At 58.4% G+C, this 16,092-nt stretch carries 15 protein-coding genes; 7 read left to right on the top strand and 8 right to left on the bottom strand.

Annotation, left to right across the window (positions count from 1 at the left end):
- Positions 1 to 112 precede the first annotated feature (112 nt).
- The 6 genes from AC2FFD_RS07555 to AC2FFD_RS07530 all read right to left on the bottom strand — a co-directional run bounded on the left by AC2FFD_RS07555 (position 113) and on the right by AC2FFD_RS07530 (position 5,456).
- Entirely contained in the window at positions 113 to 1,516 is a 1,404-nt protein-coding gene (locus AC2FFD_RS07555) for an NAD(P)/FAD-dependent oxidoreductase (RefSeq protein WP_496872744.1), read from the bottom strand.
- 36 nt (positions 1,517 to 1,552) lie between these two features.
- Positions 1,553 to 1,939 (bottom strand): nuclear transport factor 2 family protein, encoded by a 387-nt coding sequence (locus AC2FFD_RS07550; protein ID WP_496872743.1) that lies wholly within the window; start codon positions 1,937 to 1,939, stop codon positions 1,553 to 1,555.
- A gap of 26 nt (positions 1,940 to 1,965) precedes the next feature.
- Positions 1,966 to 2,460: a universal stress protein gene (locus AC2FFD_RS07545; protein ID WP_170347179.1), complete on the bottom strand. Its 495-nt coding sequence runs from the start codon at positions 2,458 to 2,460 to the stop codon at positions 1,966 to 1,968.
- Between the two features lie 17 nt (positions 2,461 to 2,477).
- Positions 2,478 to 3,818 (bottom strand): TRAP transporter large permease, encoded by a 1,341-nt coding sequence (locus AC2FFD_RS07540; RefSeq protein ID WP_170347178.1) that lies wholly within the window; start codon positions 3,816 to 3,818, stop codon positions 2,478 to 2,480.
- A gap of 17 nt (positions 3,819 to 3,835) precedes the next feature.
- Positions 3,836 to 4,372 carry a TRAP transporter small permease gene (locus AC2FFD_RS07535; RefSeq protein WP_170347177.1) on the bottom strand — a complete coding sequence of 179 codons (537 nt, stop codon included), beginning with the start codon at positions 4,370 to 4,372 and terminating at the stop codon, positions 3,836 to 3,838.
- Between the two features lie 67 nt (positions 4,373 to 4,439).
- Positions 4,440 to 5,456 (bottom strand): TRAP transporter substrate-binding protein, encoded by a 1,017-nt coding sequence (locus tag AC2FFD_RS07530; RefSeq protein ID WP_425079055.1) that lies wholly within the window; start codon positions 5,454 to 5,456, stop codon positions 4,440 to 4,442.
- 157 nt (positions 5,457 to 5,613) lie between these two features.
- Here AC2FFD_RS07530 and AC2FFD_RS07525 point away from each other — a divergent pair, with 157 nt between their 5' ends.
- Positions 5,614 to 6,540: a LysR family transcriptional regulator gene (locus AC2FFD_RS07525; protein ID WP_496872742.1), complete on the top strand. Its 927-nt coding sequence runs from the start codon at positions 5,614 to 5,616 to the stop codon at positions 6,538 to 6,540.
- Between the two features lie 76 nt (positions 6,541 to 6,616).
- Here the strand turns inward: AC2FFD_RS07525 and AC2FFD_RS07520 are convergent, their stop codons facing one another.
- Positions 6,617 to 6,961 (bottom strand): RidA family protein, encoded by a 345-nt coding sequence (locus AC2FFD_RS07520; protein ID WP_496872741.1) that lies wholly within the window; start codon positions 6,959 to 6,961, stop codon positions 6,617 to 6,619.
- Positions 6,962 to 7,411: 450 nt separating this feature from the next.
- Here AC2FFD_RS07520 and AC2FFD_RS07515 point away from each other — a divergent pair, with 450 nt between their 5' ends.
- Both AC2FFD_RS07515 and AC2FFD_RS07510 read left to right on the top strand, forming a co-directional pair.
- Positions 7,412 to 9,451 carry an oxidoreductase gene (locus AC2FFD_RS07515; protein ID WP_496872740.1) on the top strand — a complete coding sequence of 680 codons (2,040 nt, stop codon included), beginning with the start codon at positions 7,412 to 7,414 and terminating at the stop codon, positions 9,449 to 9,451.
- Positions 9,452 to 9,537: 86 nt separating this feature from the next.
- Positions 9,538 to 11,556, top strand: a complete 2,019-nt coding sequence (locus AC2FFD_RS07510) for a CocE/NonD family hydrolase (protein WP_496872739.1) — start codon at positions 9,538 to 9,540, stop codon at positions 11,554 to 11,556.
- Between the two features lie 132 nt (positions 11,557 to 11,688).
- On the opposite strand, the gene AC2FFD_RS07505 is transcribed toward AC2FFD_RS07510, so the two are convergent.
- The gene (locus AC2FFD_RS07505) at positions 11,689 to 12,177 is read right to left on the bottom strand and encodes an Lrp/AsnC family transcriptional regulator (RefSeq protein WP_496872738.1); all 489 of its coding nucleotides are present in this window, start codon (positions 12,175 to 12,177) and stop codon (positions 11,689 to 11,691) included.
- Positions 12,178 to 12,259: 82 nt separating this feature from the next.
- Between AC2FFD_RS07505 and AC2FFD_RS07500 the strand changes: the two genes are divergently transcribed.
- The 4 genes from AC2FFD_RS07500 (at position 12,260) to AC2FFD_RS07485 (ending at position 15,974) form a co-directional block, all read left to right on the top strand.
- Positions 12,260 to 13,402 carry an amidohydrolase gene (locus AC2FFD_RS07500; RefSeq protein WP_496872737.1) on the top strand — a complete coding sequence of 381 codons (1,143 nt, stop codon included), beginning with the start codon at positions 12,260 to 12,262 and terminating at the stop codon, positions 13,400 to 13,402.
- Positions 13,403 to 13,416: 14 nt separating this feature from the next.
- Positions 13,417 to 14,589, top strand: a complete 1,173-nt coding sequence (locus AC2FFD_RS07495; RefSeq protein ID WP_496872736.1) for a diaminopropionate ammonia-lyase — start codon at positions 13,417 to 13,419, stop codon at positions 14,587 to 14,589.
- A 141-nt stretch (positions 14,590 to 14,730) separates the two neighbouring features.
- Entirely contained in the window at positions 14,731 to 14,991 is a 261-nt protein-coding gene (locus tag AC2FFD_RS07490; RefSeq protein ID WP_496872735.1) for a hypothetical protein, read from the top strand.
- Positions 14,979 to 15,974, top strand: a complete 996-nt coding sequence (locus tag AC2FFD_RS07485; RefSeq protein WP_496872734.1) for an MFS transporter — start codon at positions 14,979 to 14,981, stop codon at positions 15,972 to 15,974. The genes AC2FFD_RS07490 and AC2FFD_RS07485 overlap by 13 nt, the downstream gene beginning before the upstream one ends.
- The last annotated feature ends 118 nt before the right edge of the window (positions 15,975 to 16,092 follow it).

Here is a 16,092-nt window from a genome sequence, read left to right as displayed (position 1 = left end):
CCGAACGCATGCTCGATCCCGTGCATCTGCAAAACCTTAACAAACGCCTCTTCCGTCGTCATCTTCATGTGGGTGCTTCCTTGTCTTTTCAGGGCGGCAAAGCCCCTGTGAGTTACAGTATTTCGTCTTTGAGGTAATAGCCGACATACGCCATGCGCTGCCCCATTCGGCGGAAAGGCGTCAGGATGCCGTGGCTCGGCAATGGGGAGGTGAAGATCGGCAGGTCGAATGCCTTGTCCTTCTTGCCTGCAACCAACTGCGCCATGCGTCGCCCGGCCTGGGCCGAGTACATGACGCCATTGCCGCCGTAGCCCATGGCATAGAACACGCTTTGCTCAGGATCCGGCCGGAAAATGCGCGGCATCATATCGTGGCTGACATCAACCCAGCCCCACCAGGAATAGTCGAGGTTGATATCCGCCAGCGCCGGGAACTTGCGGGCAAGTCCCTTCTTCAGCAAGTCCAGGTGTTTGCCGTTCTCGGCATCACGCCCTGTCACCGCGCTGCGGCTGCCGATCTGCATCCGATTGTCCGGCAAAAGGCGGTAATAATGGCGCAGCGTTCGTGTGTCCGTCAGGGGGGATTTGGTCTGGATGCCGCATTCATCCAGCTCGGCCCGGGTCAGAGGCCGTGTCACCATCGAGTTAGACAGGATTGGCATCAGGCGGTGCCTGGTGCGGTCGTTGAGACCCGGCGGGGTATAGCCCGCCGTTGCCAAGGCCACCGATTTCGCGCGCACAATACCACCCGGCGTCCGCAAGTGATGTATTCCGCCTTTGGTTTGCCACCCCATGACCGGGCTGCCCGTATGGATTTTCACACCCAGCCTGCGCGCCATCTTGACATAACCGAAGGCCAGCTTGCCGGCGTGGATGCAGGTTCCGTCCGGCTCCCACATCGCGCCTGCGGCTTCCATGTCCCGCACGTGTTTTTCATGCAGCTCGTCTCGGGACAGAATACGCGAACCATAGCGGAACACATCGTTCAACAATTTGCTCTCTTTCTTGAGCGACGGCATGACTTTTTCGCGGTGCGCGATATAGTAATGGCCGCCCGGCTGCGGATCACAGTCGATGTCATCCGACGCGATGAGATCGTTGAACAACTCGAAAGCTTCAGTGACTTCGGCATGCATGCCTTTGGCCACGTCCGTGCCCCAGCGCTGAATCCATTGCGACCGTTTCAGCCGCCCGGATGAGATCTGGGCCTGCCCACCATTGCGGGTCGAACATCCCCAGGCCACAGTATTCGCTTCAAGAACAACCGCCTGGATACCGTGTTCCTTGGCAAGGTGAATGGCGGTGGACAGGCCGGTATAACCCGACCCGATCACCACCACATCCGCATCCATATCGCTGGACACGGGGCCATCATCGGCCGGAGGTGTTCCGGCCGTTCCGATCCAGTATGTGGGCGCGTGGTCGCGATTGTGACCGGGACCCGCATCGATGATGGGGTCATATTTCGGGTCATAGCTGGCCTTGGGCCAATGACGCGGGATGCTGTTGTCCACCATTCTTGTTTTCTCCGAAGCTGCGCGCGGTGCGGCGGATCAGGCCTTGAACATGGGGCGCGTTTTGCGAAGCGCCTGTTTTACGACGATTTTCCCGTCACGCAGGGTAAACAGATCCGCACCTTCGGCTTCGATCCGCATGCCGTTTGCATCGGTTCCCGAAAAGGTCCATTCCGAAACCGCACGATCGCCATGGACAAAGTGGCCGTGGTGATCCCAATGGGCGTCTTTCATGCCTGCCCAAACGCTTGAAAACGCGGCGGCGATGGCTTCGGACCCTTCAATCTTGTTGCCGTATTTCTCGTCGCCGGCCACGGTGTAGAACACGCAGTCGTCGGCGAAGTGGGTCATCACGCCGTCGATGTCGTGGCGGTTGAACGCGTCAAACGTGTCCGCCAGGTCCTGCGCGGTCAGGGTTTTGCTCATTTTGTACGTCCTTGTCAGTGGGGTTGTTACGTTTCGTCCGGATTCGGGACGATCAGTGTCGGGATCTTGGAGCGCCGCAGAACACGCTTTGCGACGGTGCCCAGAAACGTGTGCGAAAAGCCGTGATCATGCGCGCCCAGCACGATCAGATCGCAGCCCAGTTCGACCGAGCGGCGCAGGATCACTTCGGCCGGGTGGCCATCGGTGACTTCGACCGAAGTGACCTGTTCGCGAATTCTCTCATCGTCACCATCGAACTGAGCCCAGAACTTGGCTTGCCGCTCGGCCAGAACCTTGCGCACCATCTCGTGACGACGCGCAGCGGCGGTTTTGCGGGTCTCTTCATTCAGGATGAAGATCTCCATCGTGATCTTGGCATCGTCCGACAGCGGTTCATTCACATGCAGCACGTGAATTTCAGCCCCCGTGGCCTGCGCGATGCTGGCGGCATGGCGCATGGCATGACCCGAATTTTCGGACAGATCAGTGGCAAAGAGGATGTTTGTGACCAGTTGTTTCATGTCGTCATCCTTTCAGGTCAGTAGCCAAACAGCCGCGGCAACCACAGCGACAGTTCAGGGAAGAAGGCGATGATGAAGATCGCCACCGTGTTGGCTGCGGCAAAAGGCAGAGCGCGCAACGAGATCTGTTCGATGGTGATGTTCGAGATACCCGACGCGATGAACAGGTTTTCGCCCAGCGGCGGCGTCTGGAAACCGATGCCCAGCGTACAGACCATCACCACGCCAAAGTGAATCGGGTCGATACCCACCGAGTAGGCCACCGGCAGCATCACCGGAACCAGGATCAGGATGGTGGCCAGCGTCTCCATGAACATGCCGACGAACAGCAGGAAGAAGATGATCAGCGCCCAGATCACATACAGGTTGTCGGTAAAGCTGAGCATCGAATCCGCGATGATCGCCGGGATCTGGTTTTCCACCAGCAGGCGGCCAAACACCGTCGCGGTGAACAGGATCAGCAGCACCCGACCAGTCAGCCAGGTGGTGGCCTCGAGCGACTGGAACAGCGACTGCCATGTCAGTTCACGATAGATGACCACGCCCACGAACAGGGTGTAGAAGATTGCCACGATTGCCGCCTCGGTCGGGGTGAAGAAGCCGGTGTAGATACCGCCCAGGATCACCAGCGGCGCCATCAGCGACCAGAACCCACGATACATTTCGCAGCCCACGTGACGGATCGACCAACCTTCAGAAACGCCCTTGTAGCCGCGCTTTTTCGACATGAAGAAGTTCAGGATCAGCAGGCTGGTGGCGATCAGGAAGGCAGGGACGAATCCGGCGATGAACAGTTTCGAGATCGAAACCGACTGGAATGTACCGAATTTTTCCACGGCTTCCGGCGGCGGCGCCATACCGAGCGCGGCAATGCCGAAGATCACCATCGGGATAGAGGGAGGAATGATAATCCCAAGGCCGCCAGAGGACGCAGTGATCGCCGAGGCATAGCCGCGCTCATAGCCGCGGTCGATCATCGCAGGGATCATCAGCATCCCAACGGCCGCGGTTGTTGCCGGGCCCGAGCCCGAAATAGCGCCGAAGAACAGACAGGCCATGACCGTTGCAGCCGAAATACCGCCGGTGAAGGGACCGGCCAGGCTTTCGGCAACATTGATCAGGCGTTTCGAAATTCCGGCGGCTTCCATCAAAGCGCCGGCAAGAATAAACGCGGGCAGAGCCATCAGCGGGAACGAACCGACTGAGGTGAAGGCAATCTGCACGAACTTGATCGGGTTCTCGTCCAGATAAAGGAATGAGACCAGCGAAGCCACACCCAGCGCCACCGTGATCGGTGCGCCAATGAGCAGCAGAAACAGGAAAGACCCAAACAGGATTGTGACGATTTCGGATTCCATGGTTTATCCCCCTGCCCTTAGGATTTCTTTGCTGCTTCAGTCGCAGCTTTGATTTCGTCGAGGTCGATCTGATCGGGATCGTGAATATCTTCGCCCTTGATAAGGCGGCGGTAGTTCACCTGAATGATGCGGACGGTCATCAGCGCAAAGGCGATGGGCAGCACCATGTAGATGTATTTCATCTCGATACCCAGGGTCTGGGACTTCCAGAATTTGTTCATCTTGTTGAAGACAAAATCTGTCGCCAGATACAGGAAGTAGACATTGAAGAAGAGCCAGAAGAGATCGGCAAAAGCTTCTATGTACTTGATCGCCCCCTCAGGCAGGAACTTGAACTGGAACGTCACCCGGTTATGCGCGCCTTTCAGAGCGGCGTAACTTGCGCCGAAATAGACGAACCACACGAACATGTAGACCGAAAGTTCTTCGATCCAGCTGATCGAAAAGCCGAAGACTTCGCGCGCGATGATCTGCACGAACAAAAGGCAGACGAAGCCGGATAAGAGGATCCGGCAGATGATACTTTCTATGTTGTCCAGAAATTTCCAGAACATGTGGTTTCACTCCTCCCTGAATTGAGAAGAGCGCCGCAGCGCTCCTCCCGCTATCGCTCTGGGGCGATTATTGCTGGACCGGCTCGCGGCCGATGGCTTCGAGAACTGCATTCAGCTTCTCGACACCACCAATGGACTCGTAGAACTGCGGCCATACGGCTTCGGTTGCCAGTTGAATGAACTCGGCTTCGTCGTTCTCGGGGTCGATGATTGCCATTCCCTTTGCGGTCAGCTCTTCTTTGATGGCAGCCTCTGAATCACGCAGGAACTGTGCCGAAACCTGCGTGGCTTCCTGCCCTGCTTCCAGGATCATCTGCTGTTCCTCTTCGGACAGATCCTGGAAGATGGCTTCCGAGATGATCAGCGGTTCGATCGAGAAGATGTAACGCAGGTTGGTGACGTGGTCCTGAACCTCGTAGAACTTCATCGCATTGATGGTCAGGTAAGGGTTGTCCTGACCGTCGACCACTTTGGTCTGTAGGCCGGTGAAGGTTTCGGACCAGGCCATTGGGGTCGGGTTGATGCCCCATGCCTTGTAGGTTTCGATCATGATTTCGTTCTTGGGAACGCGGATGATCAGATCCTGCAAGTCCGCAACCGATTTGACCGGCTTCTTCGAGTTGGTCAGACGGCGGAAACCGGTATACGTCCAGCCGATGATGCGGACGCCGGCATCACGGATGGTGTTTTCGACCAGTTCCTGACCGATTGGCCCCTGGGTCAGCTTTTCAGCATCTTCCAGGCTGAGAATGACATAAGGCAAGGTGAAAACGCCGACCGAAGGCGAGAAGGGCGTGATGTTGTTGATCGCCAGCAGCGACATGTCGAGCGTGCCGATGGCGGCCTCGTTCACGGTGTCCTGCTCGGACCCGAGCTGACCGTTCAGGAACAGTGTCGCGGTGTGCTCACCACCCGATTTTTCTTCGAGTGCTTTCACGAAAGCGAGCCCCAGCGCCTCTTGAGCGCTGCCCGCGCTGTCGCCGACAGCGATCTTGAAGTTCTTCGCCTCGGCCGTGCCGGCGACCATCAGTGCGGCAACGGAAACGGCTGCGCTGAAAGTGCCAAGCTTTTTGAGAAATGACATGGATTTCCTCCCATTTGTCGTGTTTCGAGGTGCGCGCTGACCTGGGGAGAAATAGGCCAGTCCGATTCTACCTCGGCGACGTATAGCTAGCTTGCCAAAATGGTTTCGTCGTTGTTAATATTTGCGTGAAAGGTTTCATAGATATCAAACATACGATATGAGACAGAACAAACTTGGTACCCGGATCGGGGACACCGACATCCGTCTGCTGCGCGTGTTCAAAACCGTCGCGGAAAGTGGTGGTATCACGGCCGCCGAGATCGAGCTGAACATCGGTAAATCAACGATCTCGAAACACTTGTCTGACCTGGAACTGAGGCTTGGCCTGAAGCTGTGCAACCGGGGGCCGTCAGGGTTTTCACTGACGGAAGACGGCGAGAAGGTGCTGGCGGCGGCGGAAGACCTGCTTATTTCCGTCGCGCAGTTCAGAACCGAGGTCAACGAAGTCAAACAGCAACTGGCCGGCAGTATTCGCGTGGCTCTGTTCGATCAGTGCACCACCAACCCCGAAGCCGGACTTGCCCGCACGATTCACAAGTTCAATGAGGCCGCACCGGCGGTTCACATCGAGCTGTCGCTGGAACCGCCCAACGTGATCGAAACCATGGTCATCACCGGGCATCTGGATGTCGGCATCATCGCTTTGCACAGACCATCGGCAAGCCTGGACTACACGCCGCTCTACGGGGAAAACATGTTCTTGTACTGCGGGCAGGAACACCCGCTGTTTGATCGCCCAGATCCGGAGTTGCAATTGAGCGATCTTCGCAAGTTCAACTACGCCGGTTTGAACGTGAACTCTCCGAACCTCATCGTTGGTCAACAACTTGGGTTTCGGCGTGCAGCCAAAGTGCAGAACGAACAGGCACTGGTTATCCTGATACTTTCAGGTCGCTACCTTGGGTTTCTTCCCGATCATCTGGCGCAGGAATTTGTCGAACAGGGGCTCATGAAAAAGGTCCTGCCCAAAGAAATCAAATACAGAACCCGTTTCGCGGCCGTGGCCAGAAAACAACCTGCGCCAACACGCGTGGCCAAGCTGTTTCTGGAAACTCTGGAAAAGGTGCATTCTCAGGTACAGTAGGAACGTGCTCAGGGCGTCTTGATTCCCAAGCCCGAACCCACCCGCGCCCGAATTCAGCGCACGACGCGCGGCCGGATCAATCGCAGGCTGCGGTAACGATCATTTCGACCTTCAGAACATCACGGGCCAGTTTCGCCTCGCCACAGGCACGGGCCGGGGCGTGGCCCTCTGGCACCCAGGCATCCCAGACCGCGTTCATTTCGGCAAAATCGGCCATGTCCGACAACCAGATCACGCATTGCAGGATACGCGTCTTGTCGCTGCCGGCCTTGGCTAGAAGGTCCTCGATCTTGGCAAGGATGTCACGGGTTTGATCCGCAACGGTCGCGGCATCTGAAACCTGACCGCACAGATAGGCGGTTCCGTTGTGTTTGACGATGCGGCTCATGCGCTGGCCGGTTTCGATGCGGGTGATGGTCACGACTGCTGTCTCCTGTCATGAAAGGTACGTTCCGGTTGGGCGATAGAGTGAAACGACGCCAACCGCCAGCCCGGACCCTCAACAATCGAATAATTGCCAACCTGCCGCGCGGGATTTTTCAGCCCGACAGCACGCTTATGTCCGGTGCGCGGTGATGTGACAACCAGTTGCCCGCGCCATGCGGACAGGTCGTTTTCACTGATGGCTTTTCCTTCCTGTCTTGCGCTTCTCGGCCAACGTATTCGGTGAAACATCGCGGCCTCGGCTCACAAGGCGTTTGACGGAGATTTCCCAGTCTGCTTTCAATCGGCAAAGAGCTCCTCGGCTCACCCCAATATCGGAGCGCCATATGCCACCCGACACTGCCGAAACACTGCCTTTTGCATGTCCGATGCAGGACAGCGACGTTGGTCGACTGACGTCAATGGTTCCCACAAAGGACGGCTGGTCATGAGCCGCGATGTGCTGCTGCAACCCTATCAGCTGAAACATCTGACACTGAAGAACAGGATCATGACGACCAGTCATGAACCCGCCTACCCCGAAGACGGCATGCCGAAAGAGCGGTATCGCGCCTATCATGAGATACGTGCGAAAGCTGGTGTTGCCATGACCATGACGGCTGGTTCCGCCACCGTCAGCCGCGACAGCCCGCCGGTGTTCAACAACGTCCTTGCCTACAAGGACGAGGTCGTGCGCTGGATGGCTGAATTGACCGACGCCTGCCATGCTCATGGTTGCGCAGTGATGATCCAATTGACCCATCTGGGGCGACGCACGGGTTGGAACAAGGGCGATTGGCTGCCGTCGGTCTCTTCGTCGCATTATCGTGAACCGGCCCATCGGGCTTTTGCGAAGAAGATGGAAGACCATGATATCGAACGGATCGTGAGCGATTATGCCGATGCAGCCGAGCGTATGAAGGCCGCGGGTCTCGACGGAATCGAATTGCAAGCCTATGGCCACCTGATCGATCAGTTCTGGTCACCGCTGACCAATACGATGGACGCACCCTATGGCGGCAGTCTCGACAATCGGTTGCGGTTCGGTTTCATGGTTCTGGATGCGATCCGCGACCGTGTCGGGACGGATTTCATCGTTGGCGTCCGCTACACGGCAGATGAGGTTGAAAAAGGCGGCATCACCGAAGAAGACGGGCTGGAAATCGCCCGAAGGCTGCGCGACAGCGGTCAGGTCGATTTCCTGAACGTCATTCGCGGCCGTATTCATACGGATCCGGCCATGACGGATGTGATCCCGGTGCAGGGCATGAAAAGCGCACCGCATCTGGATTTTGCCGGGCGCGTACGAGCCGAAATCGGGATGCCGACCTTTCATGCATCGCGCATTCCCGATGTGGCTACCGCACGACATGCCTTGGCGTCCGGGTTGCTGGATATGGTCGGCATGACCCGCGCACATATGGCCGACCCGATGATCGTGTCCAAAATCCGGGCCGGTCGGGAAGATGACGTCCGCCCCTGCGTCGGCGCAACCTACTGCCTGGACCGGATTTATCAGGCCGGTGAAGCCCTGTGCATTCACAACCCTGCCACCGGGCGCGAATTGTCGATGCCGCATGTGATCACCGCGGCCAAGTCCCGCCGCCGGGCGGTCATCGTGGGCGCAGGGCCCGGAGGGCTTGAAGCGGCACGGGTTGCGGCAGAGCGCGGGCACGACGTTACCGTTCTGGAAGCGGCCTCTGAACCCGGCGGTCAGGTGCGTCTGGCCGCGCAGTCCCGACGCCGGGCCGAGATGATCGGGATCATCGACTGGCGCATGGCGCAATGCGCTGCACGCGATGTCAGGTTCCAATTCAACACCTTTGCAGACGCGGATGACGTAACAACCCTTGCCCCGGATATGGTCGTGATCGCGACCGGAGGCTTGCCCGAGACGACAATCTTGGAAACCGGAAACGATCTGGCGGTTTCGGCGTGGGACATCCTGTCCGCAGACGCGCACCCGGGCGAAAACGTGCTGATCTACGATGATGCGGGCGACCACCCGGCCCTGATGGCGGCCGAGATCATCGCCGGGTCAGGTGCGCGGGTTGAGATCATGACCCGCGACCGCAGCTTTGCGCCCGAGATCATGGGCATGAATCTGGTGCCATATATACGGGCGCTGCAAAAAACGGGGGCGCTGTTCACCGTAACCCGGACGCTGAAATCGCTGGTACGCTCAGGCAATCAACTGGAAGCGGCGATTGGAACGGATTACTCGGATCTTGTTGAAAAGCGCATGTATGACCAGGTGATCGTCAATCAGGGCACCTTGCCTCTGGACGATCTCTATTTCGAACTCAAACCGCTTTCGCGAAATCTTGGCGCTGTGGATCACGACGCTCTTGTCGCCAGTTCGGGTGACGTGTTTCCGCAGGTGAACCCGAAGGCCGGTTTTGATCTGTATCGGATCGGAGACGCCGTTTCCTCGCGCAACATACACGCGGCAGTCTATGATGCGCTGCGCCTTGGCCTTCGGTGGTGACGCCATCGAAGACTGCGCTTTGAACACGTACCACCGATTGCCTGTACGGCATGAAACCCCTTAGGCGCGAACAAAAAGGACCGGACATGAGCAATATCGAGGTCATCGAGACTGTTTGGATACCGCTGCCTGACGGCACGAAACTTGCGGCGCGCCTGTGGCTGCCGGAAGGCGCGAAAAACGCCCCTGTGCCCTGTATCCTGGAATACATTCCCTATCGCCGCCGGGACAGGACACGCATGCGGGATGAAAGCATGCACCCGCAGTTTGCCGCCGCCGGTTACGCGTCGATCCGCGTTGATATCCGGGGCTATGGCGACAGTGATGGTGTCGCAGAAGATGAGTATTCGCATCAGGAGATTCAGGACGGTCACGACCTCATCCAGTGGATCGCCGATCAGGACTGGTGCGATGGAAATGTTGGAATGTTCGGCAAAAGCTGGGGGGCATACAACGCGTTTCAGGTGGCGGCGACACGCCCTCCGGCGTTGAAGGCGATAGCACCGGTGATGGGCACAGACGACAGGTGGCGCGAGGACATCCACTTTTACGGCGGGTGTCTGGCCAACGACAATTTCTGGTGGGGCTCGATCATGCAACTGTACAACGCCATGCCACCGGACCCACAGATTGTCGGCGCGGACCGCTGGCTTGACATGTGGCGCGAGCGGTTGGAAGGCGCGGCGTTCTGGCCGGCCATGTGGCTGGAACACCAGACCCATGACGAGATGTGGCGGCGCGGTTCGATCTGCGAAAACTATGCCGACGTGGATGTGCCGGTCTACTTTTTCGGCGGTTGGATGGATCTGTACCGCGATACACCATTCCGCATCGCCGAACACCTCAGCGGGCCGGTCAAGATCCTGATGGGGCCATGGGCGCATCTGTACCCGCACGAAGGGGTGCCCGGCCCCAAGGCTGATTTTGTCGCAGAGGTCATCCGGTTCTGGGATCACTGGTTGAAAGGAAAAGACACAGGGTTGATGGACGAACCGCCTTTGCGTTTTTTCCTTCAAGACAGCGCGGCGCCGACCGGGACGCATATCGAACGCACGGGGCGCTGGGTTGAAGAGCCGAGCTGGCCGTCACCGAATATCACCAACACGTCCCTTTGGCTGAATCAGCTGACGCTTGAGGCAGACCCCGTTTCCGCAGCAGAGCTTGCGATTTGCTCGCCGCAAAGCTTCGGGGCGGCCGCAGGTGATATGTGCTCTTTCGCCATACCCGGAGACATGGCGGCAGACTGCCGGATCGACGCCGCCGGCGCGTTGCAGTTCAAAGCGGCGCCACTTGAAGACGCGCTTGATATCCTGGGGCAACCGTCCGTCGATCTGAAAGTGTCCGCAGATCAGGCTCAGGGCTTTGTCGTTGCATTGCTGGTGGACGAAGCCCCGAACGGTGCGCAGACGTTGATTGCACGGGGATTCTGCAACCTCAACCACCGGATCAGCGATACAGAACCCACACCGATCACACCCGGAGAGGAGATGGCTGTAACCGTCCCGATGTATGGAACAGGATATCGGGTTCTGTCAGGTCATCGCATCGTCTTGCAGATCGCTTCGGCTTATTGGCCCGTACTTTGGCCCGCCCCCGAACCTGTGACACTTACGATCCGTCCGGGTCAGTCTCAGTTGCACTTGCCCATCCGAAACCCAGGCGTTGACACTACGGAACCCCGCCCGCTGCCCGAACCGGCAGCGTCCGGTTCCCGGCCCAGAAAGACCAAGGTGCGCTCGGGCTCGATGGAACGCTCGGTCCACACGGACCTGACGAATGGCGAGGTAACTCACAGGTCTTTTCTTGACGGGGGCGTCTTCGGGCCGGTGGGTGATTTCCGCCTGGACGATATTGGGACGGTGCTCAGCGATGTGTCAGATCGAAGGTATACAATCCTTCCGGGCGACCCGCTTTCGGCTGTCGCCACGATGGAGCAGACCGCCGGTTTCGACCGTGAGGACTGGTCAGCCCGGATCTGGACCTATTCCGAACAACGGGCAACGGCCACCGAGTTTCATTTGATCTCGCGCCTGAAGGCATGGTCGGGGGAGGAGCTGATCTTTGAAGAAGAGAACGCGCATGTCATTCCGCGCAATGGAATGTAGGTGAAAACACGGTGGAACACCTTCGTTGAAACCCTTGACGGGACTTGCCTTTGCGGTTCCGTCGATCAAACCAAATGGTCGAGGCACAGGACGAACTCGTCTCGTCGGGTTCGGCACTGCACCATGTTTCGGTCAGAAACCCAAAGCGCTGCCGGATTTGATGGTATCCATTGAAACGAAGGTTTTGAACTTTCGGATATTTCCGTTTTCAAAGAACATCCGGCGGGTGAAATCTTCGTAGATCGCCATGCTTTCGACGACTACGACAACCATGAAATCCACCTCTCCGGTCACGTAAAAGCATTGCTGGACTTCCGGAGCGTTCAGCAGGGTTTTCTTGACGGCATCAATCTCGTCAGGGGTTTCGCTGACCAGTTCAAGTTCGACGAAGATGGTAAGCTGAAGACCGACGGCTGCCGGATCAACAATGGCGACATTGGCGCGGATCACGCCTTCTGCCTCCATCCGGCGGATACGGCGCTGCACAGAGGGTGCGGACAGGTTTACCGCCTCGCCAATCTTGTGCTGCGTGGTTCTGTTGTCTTGTTGCAGAATCCGCAGGATCGCGCGGTCAAAGTCATCCAATTGCGTCATGTGAAAGAAACTTGCATGGGTAGCCACCAACTAGAGCCCTTTTTTCAGGTCACTTGCAATAAACTTGTTTCACACCTGTGAAGCAACACGTCGAAGGGGAAGTTTTGCCGTGACAGCATTGACAGAACGCCTGCGTGCGTTGCGCCATGAGTTTCATCGCAACCCCGAGCTTGGGTTTCAGGAAGTCTGGACCAAGGCCCGGATTGCCGGGCATCTGCGAGCCTTGGGCATCGAGGTGTTTGAAGGGGTCGGTGTCGTGGGCGTGTTGAAGGCAGGCAACGGCAATCGCGCCATCGGGCTGCGAGCGGATTTCGACGCGCTGCCGATTACCGAGGTCAACACGTTTGCGCACACGTCGCAGAACGAAGGTGTCATGCATGCCTGTGGCCATGATGGCCACACGGTGATGCTGCTTGGGGCCGCCGAATTGCTGGCCAAGGATCCGGCGTTTGACGGCACGGTTGTCTTCCTGTTCCAGCCCAATGAAGAGCATGGGCTTGGGGCAAGGGCGATGATCGATGAAGGGGTTTTGCAGTCCTTCCCGATTGAAGAGGTTTACGGCGCGCACAATCTTCCGGGCGAGCCTGTCGGGCGGGTTTCCACCCGCGCCGGTGTCATCTGTTGCAGTGAAAGCCTGTTCGAGATCACGATTACCGGTCAGGGCGGTCATGCCTCGATGCCCCATGTCGGGCGCGAAACGATCACGCCTGCCGCGGAACTGGTATTGGCCCTGCAAACCATCGTTTCACGCAAGCTTGCACCTTCTTCCGGCGCCGTGGTGTCAGTGACCGAGTTCATCACCGACGGACAGCGCAATGTGCTTCCGGGGCGCACTGTTCTGAAAGGTGACGCGCGGGCCATGTCACCGGAAGACCGCAGGTTGATCGAGCGCAATATGCGCCAGATCGCAACCGGTGTGGCCGAAAGCCATGGCGTCGAGGTGAGCGTGGATTTCCGCACCGCATTCATCGAGGCAAACAATGATGCCGATGCTGCATCGCATGTCGTTTCAGCAGCTTCGGCCATGGGTCTAGAGGTGGACGGAGACCGCCCTGCCATGTCTTTTTCTGAAGATTTTGCCGAATTTGCTGCCGTTGTGCCCGGGTGTTTCCTGCTTATCGGCAACGGGACCGAAGGATCAAATGGCCGACCGCTGCACTCGGCTGATTACGATTTCAACGACGAACTGCTCCCGCTGGGTGCAGAATTCTGGGCAGAGCTGGTGCGGCAGCGCCTGCCGCTGAAACCCTGACAGGACACACGACCATGACGGAAAACATCGCCCATCAGGCAGGACGGCCGGGTTTTGGCCCCGCTGCCGAAACCGTTTTGACACGACGGGATTTCGATCGCGCAGCAAGGGAAATCACCCAATGGGAGGGGTATGCGCCCACGCCTCTGCATTCCTTGCCCTCGTTGGCAGCCGAGATCGGCGTCGCGGAGGTCCACTACAAGGATGAAGGACCCCGGTTTGGGCTTGGCAGTTTCAAGGCCTTGGGGGGGGCCTTTGCCGCCTTGCGTGTTCTGCAACGTGAAATATCGCGCCGCACCGGTCAGGATGTGTCATTGGAAGATATCCGTACTGGCCGCTGCGCCGACATGGTTGCCAGTATCACGCTTGTTTCGGCGACCGATGGCAACCACGGTCGGTCCCTCGCGTGGGGGTGCAAGCGGTTCGGCGCGCCTTGCCGGATCTACATTCACGCCGAGGTCAGTGAAGGCCGCGCGCAGGCCATGCGCGATCTGGGGGCCGACGTCGTGCGCATCGATGGAGACTATGACGCCTCGGTGGATCAATGTCGGCAGGAAGCCGACGAGAACGGCTGGTTCGTGGTTTCGGACACATCCTGGCCAGGTTACACCGACCCGCCGCGCGACGTGATGTCGGGCTATGGCGTCATGATCAAAGAAGTCGTGAATGCAATGGACGCGGCACCAACGCATGTCTTTCTGCAAGGTGGAGTTGGAGGGCTTGCCGCGGCGGTTGCGGCAGCATTGCGTCAGGCCTGGGGTGATGCCGCGCCGCGCGTCGTGGTCGTGGAACCGCATCTGGCGGCGTGTCTGTTCGAAAGCGCAAGGCAGGGGCAAGCCGCGTCTGTAGAAATTGACGAAGAGACCATCATGGCGGGTTTGTCCTGCGGGGTGCCGTCTCCGATGGCGTGGGAGGTTTTGCGCAGTGAAGCCTCGGACTTTCTGACAATCGACGATCAGCTGATACCGCCAACCGTCCGTCGCCTTGCGCGTCCGCAAGGCAGTGATCCGGCGATCGAAGCCGGAGAGAGCGGCGTTGCCGGATTGGCCGCATTGATCGAAGCGGCCAACAACCCCGAGCTTTTCCGGAAGCTTGGTTTGACGGCGCGGTCTCGTGTTTTGACGATCGGCTCCGAAGGTGTGACGGATCCCGATATCTATGCCCGTATCATGCAAGGCGACGTGTAGCTCAGCCGAAAACCCATTTGAAATGGCCACCAAGACGGTTGAACCCGGCATATAGGCCTGCAACGGAGAAGTACCATCAAACGACATCCCGATGTCGTACGAGTTGTATACAGGCCAGTCCCGCATCAGTAGCCGTTGGCCATGATACGCGCGTTGAATGAAAACTGGGCGCTGTTCCTGGGGATGTTCATGCTGATGGTTGCCAACGGTCTGTTGGCGACGTTGCTGACGATCCGGGGGGCCAGCCTGGGCTTTAGTGACTTCACGATTTCCGTCATGCAGGCAAGCTATCCCTTGGGCGCGCTTGCGGGGACGGCGCTTGCCCCGAGGCTGGTCGAAAATGTCGGGCATTTTCGGCCCTCGCCTCGCTGGTTTCGATTGCGGCCATTGTGCATCTGCTGACCAGCGACGCGATCAGCTGGAGCGTGATGCGCTTGCTGGGAGGGTTTTGCTATCCAGGGCTCTACGTCATCACCGAAAGCTGGCTGAACGCGAAATCCGAGAACAACATGCGCGCTCAGGTTCTGTCGCTGTATTTCATTATCCAGCTTGCCGGCCCGGCGCTTGGCACCGCCATCGTCGGCTTTCCCGACCCCACCGGCAACCTGCTGTTCGGCCTTGTTTCCATCCTGATTTCGCTTTCGATCGTGCCGCTTCTTCTGTCGGGCAACAAAGCGCCGGAATATGCCGCGCCGGAACGCATGTCGGTTCCCGTGCTTTACAAGGTTTCGCCCATCGCAGTCATCGGCATCGTTCTGGTCAGCATCGGTGTCGCGGCGTCCTATATCTCGTTGCCGCTTTATGCATTGCAAAACGGCTTTACGACGGCGCAGGCGTCAGGGGCGCTGGTGGCGGCGCTGATCGCCGGTGCGGTGGTGCAATACCCGATCGGCTGGCTGTCTGATCACACCGACAGACGCTATGTGGTCATCGGGCTGGGTGTCGTTACGACCCTGTCCTGTCTTTGGATGGCCATCGACACGTCTCCGTCTCATATCGTCTATGGTTTTGTACTGATCGCAATCGGGCTGTATCCCGCGTATTCGATCCTGACGGCGCATGCCAATGATCAGCTCAAGCTGTCTCAGATCGTTCCGGCCAGTGGCACGATGGTGCTGTTGCTGAATGTCGGCCTGCTGGTGGGAACCATGCTGGGACCGAACTCCATCTCATTGTTCGGCGGGCGCGGTCTTCAGTTTCTTCTGGCGGCTATCGGTATTGCGGTCGCCCTTTTCGCATTGATCCGGAGTGTTCAGGTGGCCGCGCCCGCCGACACCGGCGATGTGCAGGTCGTGGGGATTATCGGCACCGGGCAACCCGGGGTTTTGCAGGCCGAAACGTGGGTTCAGGAAGAAGAAACCAGGGCAAACGCGCAAACTTCATGACAGTTTTGGCTCTGGCGTTATGAAGCCTCGGGATTGCCCGTCGCGGAACCAGTTGGTCCAGGTCGGGTGACAGGCAGATTACGCACTCCAGTCCGTATGGACCAACAGATGATCCGGG

The organism is Ruegeria sp. YTSC002, from assembly GCF_059609845.1.
This window is presented reverse-complemented; position numbering and strand designations above follow the sequence as displayed.